Consider the following 9,841-nt stretch of genomic DNA (forward strand, 5'->3'; position numbering starts at 1 on the left):
CGCAAACGGGGCCCTCCCGACGGCGTCAGCTCAGCGGTCCAGGAGCCTTCGTGACGCGCTTGGTCCCGGCCAGGGTCTGGTACGACGCCGCGACCTTCACCGTGGTGTTCGGTTTGGAGTTGTCGGCGAGGTGGTGGAAGTCGGCCTGGACCCGGGTGCTGCTGAAGTCGACGACCAGGTAGCCGGCCTTGAAGCCCTCGGAGTACTTCACCCAGGGGTTCGCCAGCAGGTCGTTGGTGGCCAGCACCGTGTTCAGCAGGGTCCCGATGCCCGGGGCGATCTGGTTGATCTGGGTCTGCAGCGACGGGCTCGCCACCCCGGGGGTGATGTACTCGACGGCCGCGGACTTCCGGTCGAGCAGGTACTTGCTCGGCTTCACCGGGATCTCGCTGGCGTAGCTCTGGTGCACGTCACCGGTGAGGATGACGACGTTGTCGACCCCGGCCATCCCGTCGACGATCCGCTGGCGCTCGTCGAGGAAGCCGTTCCAGTCCTCGACCTGGAGCTGGACCAGCGGCTGCTCGAAGACCTTCGAGAGCTGCGGGCCGAGCACGTCGGTGATCTGTCCGGGGACCGAGGCGAGCAGGACGGTCGGGTAGAACGGCACCTGGTTGCCGACGACCTTCCACTTCGCGCTGCTCGCGGCGAGACCGTCGACCAGCCAGTGCGTCTGGTCCTCGCCGATCATGCCGCGGCCGGGCTTGCTGGAGGTGCCGCCCAGGAGACCGCCTGCCGCGCCGTACCCGAACAGCAGGCTCTTCGGCGGCTGGTCGCGGAAACGGCGCTCGTCGAGCATCCAGAGGTCGACCAGGTCGCCGAAGCGCAGCCGCCGGTTGATCCGGTACCAGTCGTCGGGGTCGGTGTGCCGGACCGGCAGCCACTCCAGCCAGGCGCGGCGGCCCGCGGACGCCCGGGTGGCCCAGTCGCCCTCGGTGGCCGGGTCGTGGTTCTCGGCGCCGTTCTTCCAGGTGTCGTTGGCGATCTCGTGGTCGTCCCAGACCGCCACCATCGGGTGCGCGGCATGCAGCTGCTGGAGGTTCGGCTCGAGCTTGTAGAAGCCGTGCCGGATCCGGTAGTCGGTCAGGGTCAGGCACTCGCGCTGCGGCTCGGCCGTCCGCACCGTCTTCGGGATGTCCTTGGCCAGGACGCCGCCGGGGGCGTACTCGTAGATGTAGTCGCCGAGGTGCAGCACGCTGTCCAGGTCGGGCTCCTGGGCCAGGTGCTGGTAGCCGGTGAAGTAGCCCCAGTTGTAGTTCGCGCAGGAGACCACGCCGAACCGGACCGGCGTACTGGTGCCCGGTGCTGCCGCGGTCTTGGTCCGGCCCACCGGCGAGGTCGCGTCGAGGGCGCGGAAGCGGTACCAGTACTTCGTCCCGGGCTGCAGCCCGCCGGCGTCGACGTGCACGGTGTGGTCGGTGTCCGGGCCGGCGCTGGTCGTCCCGCTGGCGACGATGCCGCTGAACGAGGCGTTGGTGGAGACCTCCCAGTCGACGCTGACGACCGGTCCGGCGCCCGAGCCCGGGGTCGCCTCGACCGACGGCGTGATCCGGGTCCACAGGATCACCGCGTTCGGCAGCGGGTCACCGGAGGCGACGCCGTGCACGAACGGCGCCCCGGCAGCAACAGCCTCGCTCCACTGGCTCATCGCCAGCACGGCGCCCCCGCCGAGTCCGGTGGCGATCAAGGTACGGCGGGACAGCTCGGGCATGCGTGACTCCTGGAGTTGGTGAGATCCCCGTGCTCTGTGAACGAGCGAACGTGACCGCGGTCACGCCCGAGAGCCCAGTCATCGGCCCGCCCCGGCCGCTCCGGACGTCGCCCGCCCCGGACGTCGAGCCTGCCCCCGGACGTCGGCCGCCCCGGACGTCGAGCCTGTCGAGACGCGGCGCCCACAGGCAGGGAGTAGCCCACGTCTGTCCACAGGCCTACCTCCCGACCGCCGTCCGGCGGGGGAGTCGGGCCAGCCTGACCGGATGCCCTACGTCTACATGGTCGAGTGCTGCGACGGTTCGTACTACGTCGGAAGCACCTGGGACCTCGAACGCCGGATCATCGAGCACAACCTCAAGCTGGGCAGTCGGTACACCCGACGTCGTACGCCGGTTCGGCTGGTGTGGTTCGAGGAGTACTCGCGCATCGAGGACGCGTTCCTGAGGGAGAAGCAGGTCCAGGGCTGGGGGCGTCCGAAGCGACAGGCGTTGATCGACGATCGGTTGGACGACCTGCCCGGTTTGTCGAAGTCGCGGGATGTCGGCTGAGTTTGTGGGTGGGCGCGGGCGTCTCGACAGGCTCGACGTCCGGGGCTCGACGTCCGGGTGCCTGGGCCGGTCTAGCCGTGGATGAGGGGGGACATCGCGCGGGCGACCAGGCTGGGCCGGCGGGTGACGCGCTCCTCGGCGTCGGCGAGGCGCATCGCCTGGAGGCCGGCGTTGATGCCGAGCCAGCGGAACGGCTCCGGCTCCCAGCGGGGGCTGCGGTGGTCGACCCAGGGCAACGTGGTCAGGTCGGAGGAGGCGCCGGTGATCAGGTCGGCCAGGGTGCGGCCGGCCAGGTTGGTCGTCCCGACCCCGTCGCCGACGTACCCGCCCGCCCAGGCCTGGCCGGTGCTCCGGTCCAGGCCGACGGAGGCGGCCCAGTCGCGGGCGATGCCGAGCGATCCGCCCCAGGCGTGGGTGAACTCCGGCGCGCCGAGCTGGGGGAGCAGGTCGGTGAGGGTGCGCCGCAGCAGCGCGTGCACCCGCGGCGCTGCGTCGTAGGACGGCTTGATCCGCGAAGCCCAGTGGTACGGCGCTCCGCGGCCCCCGAACGCCAGCCGCCCGTCGGCGGTGCGCTGACCGTAGATCACCACGTGCCGGCCGTCGCTGAACGTGGGCCGGTCGGTGAGGCCGATCGATTCCCACGCCTCGGCGCTCAGCGGCTCGGTCGCCACCATCAGCGAGTACACCGGAGCGATCGCGCGCCGGGTGGCTGGCAGCCGCGCGGTCCAGGCCTCGGTCGCCCGGACGACGATCCCGGCGCGGACCCGGCCGGCGGGGGTGTCGACGTGACCTGGCCCGATCGCGGTCACCCGGGTGCTCTCGTGGATCCGGACGCCGGCCCGCTCGACGGCGTCGGCCAGCCCGCGCACCAGCTTCACCGGGTGGATCGCCGCGCAGTGCGGGGTGAAGGTGCCGCCGACGACGTCGGTCGCCGCCAGCCGGGACCGGGCCTCGTCCCGGTCGAGCAGGCGGAGGTCGTCCTCGCCGAGCCCGCGGGCGTGCGCGGTGGCGACCTCCTCGGACAGTCGCCGCCATTGCGGCGCAGACCGGGCCAGCACGACCGTCCCGCCCGGCGCGTAGTCGGCGTCGATGCCTTCAGCGGTCAGTACCCGGCCGACCTCGCGGACCGTCGCGGCCATCTCCCGGTGCAGGCGGAGCGCCTCGGCGGGGGAGGAGCGCGCGACCAGCCGCTTCCACGGGGTCGGGAAGAGGGCGCTGCACCAGCCGCCGTTCCGCCCGGACGCGCCGAAGCCGACGGTCTCGGCCTCCAGGATCGCGATCCGCAGCGCGGGGTCGGCCCTGCTCAGGTAGTACGCGGTCCAGAGGCCCGTGAAGCCGCCGCCGACGATCACCACGTCGACGTCGGCCGGGCCCTCCAGAGGCGGGCGTACCGCGGGGAGGTCGCCTGCGGTCTCCCCCCAGAGAGCGACGCTCAGCGGACGCCCCAGGAGTAGGTCTGCTTGCGGAGCTTGAGGTAGACGAAGGTCTCCGTGCTGCGGACGCCCTCGATCGTCCGGATCCGGGAGGAGAGCACCTCCAGGAGGTGCTCGTCGCTCTCGCAGACCGCCTCGACGAGGATGTCGAATCCGCCAGCGGTGATCACGACGTACTCGATCTCCGCCATCTCGGCGAGGGCGTCGGCGACCGGTTCCAGCGGGCCGTCCACGTGCAGGCCGATCATCGCCTGCCGGGCGAACCCGAGCTCCATCGGATCGGTGACGGCGACGATCTGCATCACGCCGGAGTCGATGAGCCGCTGCACCCGCTGCCGGACGGCGGCCTCGGAGAGCCCGACCGCCTCGCCGATCCGGGCGTAGGCGCGCCGGCCGTCCTGCTGGAGCTGCTCGATGATCGCCTTCGAGACGTCGTCGAGCGGTGTCTTGCGACGAAATTGGCCCTGGTCGGAGTCACCCATGCGGCAATCGTCCCGTCAGCGCTCGCGCAAGGCAAGTTCTTCGGATGGTTTTCGTTGCGAAACAAGAACTTCACGACGGAATCCCTTGTCGAAGGGCGTGACCCGTGTCACGATCCTCGCAATAGCGAGAGGGGAGAGTTCGTGCCTGGAGATTCCCGGATCAGCCGCAGGACGGTCCTCAAGGGGGCCGCCGGTGCCGCGTTCGGCGTGGGTAGCCTGGCGGCGCTGAAGCTGCCGTTCTTCGGGACGTCGGACCGCACGCAGGATCCGGCCGACTGCTTCGCGAAGGACTTGTCGGCCAGCGAGAAGCAGCTGATCATCTCGAACTGGCCCGGCTACATGGACGAGGACGAGCCGACGACGCTCCAGGACTTCGAGAAGCGCACCGGGATCAAGGTCCGCTACGACATCGACGTCAACGACAACAACGACTTCTTCGCCAAGGTCAGCAACCAGCTCGGCAGCTGCGAGTCCTCCAAGCGGGACATGTTCATGCTGACCGACTGGATGGCGGCCAGGATGATCCAGGTCGGCTGGATCCAGAAGCTCGACGCGGCCAAGGTGCCGAACCTGCACGCGAACGTGATCGACGCGCTCAAGGCACCGGGCTGGGACCCCGGGCGCGACTTCTCCGCGCCGTGGCAGAGCGGGCTGACCGGCATTGCCTACAACAAGAAGAAGGTCAAGGAGGTCCGGTCGTTCGCCGACCTGTTGACCCGCGACGACCTCAAGGGCCGGATCTCCCTGCTCAGCGAGATGCGGGACACGATGGGATTCATGCTGCTGATCAACGGCGCAGACCCGTCCGATTTCACCGACGCCGACTGGGAGAAGGGCGTCGAGACGCTGAAGAAGGCGCGCGGCGACGGCCAGATCCGGGCGTTCACCGGGAACGAGTACATCCAGGACCTCTCGGCCGGCAACATCCTGGCCTGCGAGGCCTGGTCCGGCGACGTGGCCGCGGCGGAGAACGAGGACCTGGTCTTCGTCACGCCGGAGGAGGGCCTGATGATCTGGGCCGACAACATGCTGATCCCGAACCTGGCGACTCACAAGGAGAACGCCGAGAAGTGGATCGACTACTACTACGAGCCGGAGATCGCCGCCCGGCTCGCTGACTACGTCTACTACATCTGTCCGGTCAAGGGCGCCGAGGCGGAGATGGAGAAGATCGATCCCGACCTCCTGAAGAACAAGACCCTGAAGAACCTGATCTTCCCGGACGAGGAGACCTTGTCGCGGACCAGCGGGTTCATGGCACTCACCGAGGCGCAGGCCCGTCGCTACGAAGGAGACTTTTCCGATGTCATCAGTGGCTGACCGCGACCTGCGGATCTCGAAGCTCACCAAGGAGTTCGCGACCTTCACCGCCGTGAAGTCGCTGGACCTCGTCGTCCCGCAGGGGTCGTTCTTCGCGCTGCTCGGCCCGTCCGGCTGCGGCAAGACCACGACGCTCCGGATGGTCGCGGGGCTGGACACGCCGACCTCCGGCTCGATCCACCTGGGCGACCTCGACGTCACCTACGAGAAGCCTTACCGGCGGCCGGTCAACACCGTCTTCCAGAACTACGCGCTCTTCCCGCACCTCGACATCTACGAGAATGTCGCCTTCGGTCTCCGCCGGCGCAGGTCGCCGGAGGTGGCCCGGCAGGTCGACGAGATGCTCGCGCTGGTCGAGCTGACCAGCCAGGCCCGGAAGAAGCCGCCGCAGCTCTCCGGGGGTCAGCAGCAGCGGGTCGCCCTGGCACGCGCGCTGATCAACCGGCCCGAGGTGCTGCTCCTGGACGAGCCGCTCGGCGCCCTCGACCTCAAGCTCCGCCGTTCCATGCAGCTCGAGATCAAACGGATCCAGACCGAGGTCGGCCTCACCTTCGTGCACGTCACGCACGACCAGGAGGAGGCGATGACGATGGCGGACACGATCGCGGTGATGAACGCCGGGGTCATCGAGCAGATGGGATCGCCGACCGAGCTGTACGAGAACCCGGCCACCACCTTCGTCGCGAACTTCCTCGGCCAGTCGAACCTGATCGCCGGCAAGATCATCGGCCGCGAGGGTGACGTCGTGAAGGTCCAGATGGAAGGCACCGTCGTCTCGATCCCGGCGGATCGGGCGCACGCCGACCACGGCGACGGCTGGGTCGGCATCCGTCCCGAGAAGGTGCTGATCGCACCGGCCGGCCAGCCGATCGACGCCCCCGGCAACCACATGACCGGGGCGTACGTGACCGACGTCAGCTTCGTCGGGGTCAGCACCCAGTACCTGGTCCGGATGCCCTGGGGCCAGGAGCTGATGGCCTTCGAGCAGAACACCGGGGTCCGCGGGATCATCCCGGTCGGCACCGCCGTCGACGTCTCCTGGCGGCCCGAGTTCGCCTTCCTGCTCGACGCCAGCCAGGACGTGAACGCCGGGATCGAGGAGGCCTGAGATGGCGGTCCAAGCGCCGGAAGCGGCCCCGCCGCCGCGCGCGCCCGCCGTCCGGCCGCGGCGGAAGCTCACCGGCTACTGGTTGATCCTGCCCGGGGCGCTCTGGCTCGGCCTGTTCTTCGTCGTCCCGTTCTACTCGCTGCTCGCGACCAGCCTGTACGACCCGAACGGGTCGGTCCTGGGCGGCTACGACATGACGTACCACTTCGCGAACTTCGTCGACGCGATCAAGGACTACTGGGAGCCTCTGCTCCGCTCGCTCGGGTACGCCGGCATCGCCACCCTGATCTGCCTGGTCCTCGGCTACCTGCTCGCCTACGCCATCGCCTTCAAGGGCGGGCGGTGGCGCACCCTGCTGCTGGTCCTGGTGATCGCGCCGTTCTTCACCAGCTTCCTGCTGCGGACGCTCTCGTGGAAGCTGATCCTGGCCGACGACGGGTTCGTGGTGGACGCGTTGCAGTCGGTCCACATCCTCGGCGCCGACGACCGGCTGCTCGCCACCCCGGTCGCGGTGATCGCAGGGCTGACGTACAACTTCCTGCCGTTCATGGTGCTGCCGCTCTACGCGAGCCTGGAGAAGATCGACGGCCGGCTGATCGAGGCGGCCGGAGACCTCTACGCCTCGCCGGTCCGGGCCTTCTTCAAGGTGACCTGGCCGCTCTCGCTGCCGGGCGTCGTCGCCGGGACGCTGCTCACGTTCATCCCGGCAGCGGGCGACTACGTCAACGCGCAGCTGCTCGGGAACCCGAACACCCGGATGGCCGGCAACGTGATCCAGGACCTGTTCACCAAGACCAGTGACTACGCAGCCGCCGGCGCGTTGTCGGTGATCCTGATGCTGATCATCGTCGGCATGGTGATGGCCTACGTCCGCACCGCCGGGACGGAGGACCTCGTATGAGCGGCTTCGGGCGGATCAAGCGCTGGATCGGCGACCACCTGGTGATGGCGCTCGGCCTGCTGGTGCTGGTCTACATGTTCGTTCCGATCGCGGTCGTCATCCTGATGAGCTTCAACGACAACTCCAAGTCGCGGAACCTCTACGCCTTCCAGAACTTCACCTGGAACAACTGGACCGGGATGTGCAAGCCCGACGGGATGTGCGCGGCCGTGGGGAAGAGCGCCGAGATCGGTCTGCTCGCCACGATCGTCGCGACGATCCTGGGCACCCTCGCCGCGTTCGCGATGGTGCGGCACGACTTCAAGGGGAAGTCCGCCTCCAACGTGATCATCTTCCTGCCGATGGCCTCGCCGGAGATCGTGATGGGCTCGTCGCTGCTGGCGCTCTTCCTCTCGGTCGGCTTCAGCCTCGGCTTCTGGACGATCTTCATCGCGCACGTGATGTTCTGCCTGTCCTTCGTCGTCGTCACCGTGAAGGCGCGGCTGACCGGACTCGACTCGAACCTCGAGCAGGCGGCGATGGATCTCTACGCGACCGAGTCGCAGACGTTCTGGCGGGTCACCTTCCCGCTGGTGCTGCCCGGCATCCTCGGTGCCGCGCTGCTGAGTTTCTCGCTCTCCTTCGACGACTTCATCATCACCAACCTCAACGCCGGCCAGACGACCACGTTCCCGATGTTCGTGTACGGCGCCGCCCAGCGCGGGGTCCCGATGCAGGTGAACGTGATCGGCACGATCATGTTCCTGATCTCGATCGCGATCGTGCTCGGCGGTGAGGTGAACAACCGCCGGAAGGCCCGGGCGCTGGCGGCGTGAGCTCGACCCATTCGTCCCTGCGCGGCGCCGCGCCGACGCCGTACTGGCTCGACGACGGCTCCCGTCCCGACGCCGCTCCGCCGCTGGTCGGGGACACCAGCGCCGACCTGGTGGTCGTCGGCGGCGGCTACCTCGGGCTCTGGACCGCGCTGCTGGCGGTGACGCGCGAACCCGGGCGGGACGTGCTGCTCCTGGAGGGGGAGACCTGCGGGCACGCGGCGAGCGGGCGCAACGGGGGCTTCTGCGAGGCGAGCCTGACGCACGGCTTCGGCAACGGGCTCTCGCGGTGGCCGGAGGAGCTGGCGACGCTGGTCCGGCTCGGCCGGGAGAACCTGGACGCGATCGGGACGACGATCGCGGACGAAGGGATCGACTGCGACTTCGTCCGCGCCGGTGCGCTGAGCGTGGCCACCCTGCCCGAGCAGGTGGCCGGGCTGGCCGACGAGCAGGCGGAGGCGGTCGAGCACGACAGCCGGCTGACGTTGCTGGACGCCGCCGCGGTCCGGGCGCGGGTCGACTCGCCGACGTACCTGGGGGCCTTGCACGACCCGGATTCCGCGATCCTCGAGCCGGCCAGGCTGGCCTGGGGGCTGCGCGAGGCGTGCCTGCGCCGGGGCGTGCGGATCCACGAGGGCACTCCGGTCTCGGGCCTGCGTCGGCTGCCGCACGGCACCGTCCGCGGCCGGGTCGAGGTGCGCACGTCCGGAGGATCCGTGGTCGCCCGGCGGGTGATGCTGGCGACCAACGCGTTCCGACCGCTGCTGCGCCGGCTGCGGCTGATGACCGTGCCGGTCTACGACTACGCGCTGATGACCGCGCCGCTGAGCACCGAGCAGCGTGCGGCGATCGGCTGGCCCGGGCGCGAGGGGATCGGCGACCGGACGAACCGGTTCCACTACTACCGCACCACCCGGGACGGCCGGATCCTCTGGGGCGGGTACGACGCGATCTACCACTACGGCAGCCGCCAGGGCCCGGCGTACGACCAGCGACCGGAGACCTTCGACGTCCTCGCCGAGCACTTCTTCGCGACCTTCCCGCAGCTCGAGGGGCTGCCGTTCACGCACTCCTGGGGCGGGGTGATCGACACCTGCACCCGGTTCACCGCCTTCCACGGCACCGCGTACGACGGCCAGGTCGCCTACGCGCTCGGCTTCACCGGCCTCGGGGTGGCGGCCACCCGGTTCGCCGCCGAGGTCGCGCTGGACCAGCTCGCCGGTGAGGAGACCGAGCGGACCTCGCTGCGGATGGTGCGCGAGAAGCCGCTGCCGTTCCCGCCGGAGCCGGTGCGCTGGGCCGGGATCGGGCTGACCACCTGGTCGCTGGCCCGGGCCGATGCGAACGGCGGCAAGGAGAACCTGTGGCTGAAGACGATGGATCGGTTGGGGTTGGGATTCGACTCCTGACTGCGGGTGTCCGGGCATCTCGACAGGCTCGATGTCCGGGGTAGGCGATCTGCGGGGACGGTCTCGGACGTCGAGCTTGTCGAGACGCGGTGACGTGCGCTCGGACGTCGAGCCTGTC

General features: G+C 69.6%; 9 protein-coding genes. 6 read left to right on the top strand and 3 right to left on the bottom strand.

The window, feature by feature from the left end:
* Positions 1-25 precede the first annotated feature (25 nt).
* Positions 26-1,708, bottom strand: coding sequence for an alkaline phosphatase D family protein (locus EFK50_RS16090; RefSeq protein WP_123228506.1), 1,683 nt, complete (start codon positions 1,706-1,708; stop codon positions 26-28).
* Positions 1,709-1,973: 265 nt separating this feature from the next.
* On the opposite strand from EFK50_RS16090, the gene EFK50_RS16095 reads away from it, so the two are divergent.
* Positions 1,974-2,258 carry a GIY-YIG nuclease family protein gene (locus EFK50_RS16095; protein ID WP_123228507.1) on the top strand — a complete coding sequence of 95 codons (285 nt, stop codon included), beginning with the start codon at positions 1,974-1,976 and terminating at the stop codon, positions 2,256-2,258.
* Positions 2,259-2,329: 71 nt separating this feature from the next.
* Here EFK50_RS16095 and EFK50_RS16100 read toward each other — a convergent pair whose 3' ends face one another.
* A complete protein-coding gene (locus tag EFK50_RS16100; protein ID WP_246004177.1) occupies positions 2,330-3,613 on the bottom strand; it encodes an NAD(P)/FAD-dependent oxidoreductase in 1,284 nt (427 codons plus the stop codon).
* A 77-nt stretch (positions 3,614-3,690) separates the two neighbouring features.
* The gene (locus tag EFK50_RS16105) at positions 3,691-4,173 is read right to left on the bottom strand and encodes an Lrp/AsnC family transcriptional regulator (RefSeq protein ID WP_123228509.1); all 483 of its coding nucleotides are present in this window, start codon (positions 4,171-4,173) and stop codon (positions 3,691-3,693) included.
* Between the two features lie 141 nt (positions 4,174-4,314).
* Here EFK50_RS16105 and EFK50_RS16110 point away from each other — a divergent pair, with 141 nt between their 5' ends.
* From EFK50_RS16110 to EFK50_RS16130, 5 genes are read left to right on the top strand one after another with little or no spacing between them, the layout of a single operon-like run.
* A complete protein-coding gene (locus tag EFK50_RS16110; RefSeq protein WP_123228510.1) occupies positions 4,315-5,493 on the top strand; it encodes an ABC transporter substrate-binding protein in 1,179 nt (392 codons plus the stop codon).
* The gene (locus tag EFK50_RS16115; RefSeq protein WP_123228511.1) at positions 5,477-6,601 is read left to right on the top strand and encodes an ABC transporter ATP-binding protein; all 1,125 of its coding nucleotides are present in this window, start codon (positions 5,477-5,479) and stop codon (positions 6,599-6,601) included. The genes EFK50_RS16110 and EFK50_RS16115 overlap by 17 nt, the downstream gene beginning before the upstream one ends.
* Position 6,602: 1 nt before the next feature.
* A complete protein-coding gene (locus tag EFK50_RS16120) occupies positions 6,603-7,502 on the top strand; it encodes an ABC transporter permease (RefSeq protein ID WP_123228512.1) in 900 nt (299 codons plus the stop codon).
* The gene (locus EFK50_RS16125; RefSeq protein WP_123228513.1) at positions 7,499-8,317 is read left to right on the top strand and encodes an ABC transporter permease; all 819 of its coding nucleotides are present in this window, start codon (positions 7,499-7,501) and stop codon (positions 8,315-8,317) included. Before EFK50_RS16120 ends, EFK50_RS16125 begins: the two co-directional genes overlap by 4 nt.
* Positions 8,314-9,723: an NAD(P)/FAD-dependent oxidoreductase gene (locus tag EFK50_RS16130; RefSeq protein ID WP_123228514.1), complete on the top strand. Its 1,410-nt coding sequence runs from the start codon at positions 8,314-8,316 to the stop codon at positions 9,721-9,723. Before EFK50_RS16125 ends, EFK50_RS16130 begins: the two co-directional genes overlap by 4 nt.
* Positions 9,724-9,841 lie beyond the last annotated feature (118 nt).

Origin of the sequence: Nocardioides marmoriginsengisoli, assembly GCF_003725695.1 — a bacterium.
Taxonomy (GTDB): Bacteria; Actinomycetota; Actinomycetes; order Propionibacteriales; family Nocardioidaceae; genus Marmoricola; species Marmoricola marmoriginsengisoli.

Coding starts and splice junctions, on each gene's coding strand:
- EFK50_RS16090 (WP_123228506.1), bottom strand. CDS start 1,708: ATGCCCGAGCTGTCCCGCCGTACCTTGATCGCCACCGGACTCGGCGGG.
- EFK50_RS16095 (WP_123228507.1), top strand. CDS start 1,974: ATGCCCTACGTCTACATGGTCGAGTGCTGCGACGGTTCGTACTACGTC.
- EFK50_RS16105 (WP_123228509.1), bottom strand. CDS start 4,173: ATGGGTGACTCCGACCAGGGCCAATTTCGTCGCAAGACACCGCTCGAC.
- EFK50_RS16115 (WP_123228511.1), top strand. CDS start 5,477: ATGTCATCAGTGGCTGACCGCGACCTGCGGATCTCGAAGCTCACCAAG.
- EFK50_RS16120 (WP_123228512.1), top strand. CDS start 6,603: ATGGCGGTCCAAGCGCCGGAAGCGGCCCCGCCGCCGCGCGCGCCCGCC.
- EFK50_RS16125 (WP_123228513.1), top strand. CDS start 7,499: ATGAGCGGCTTCGGGCGGATCAAGCGCTGGATCGGCGACCACCTGGTG.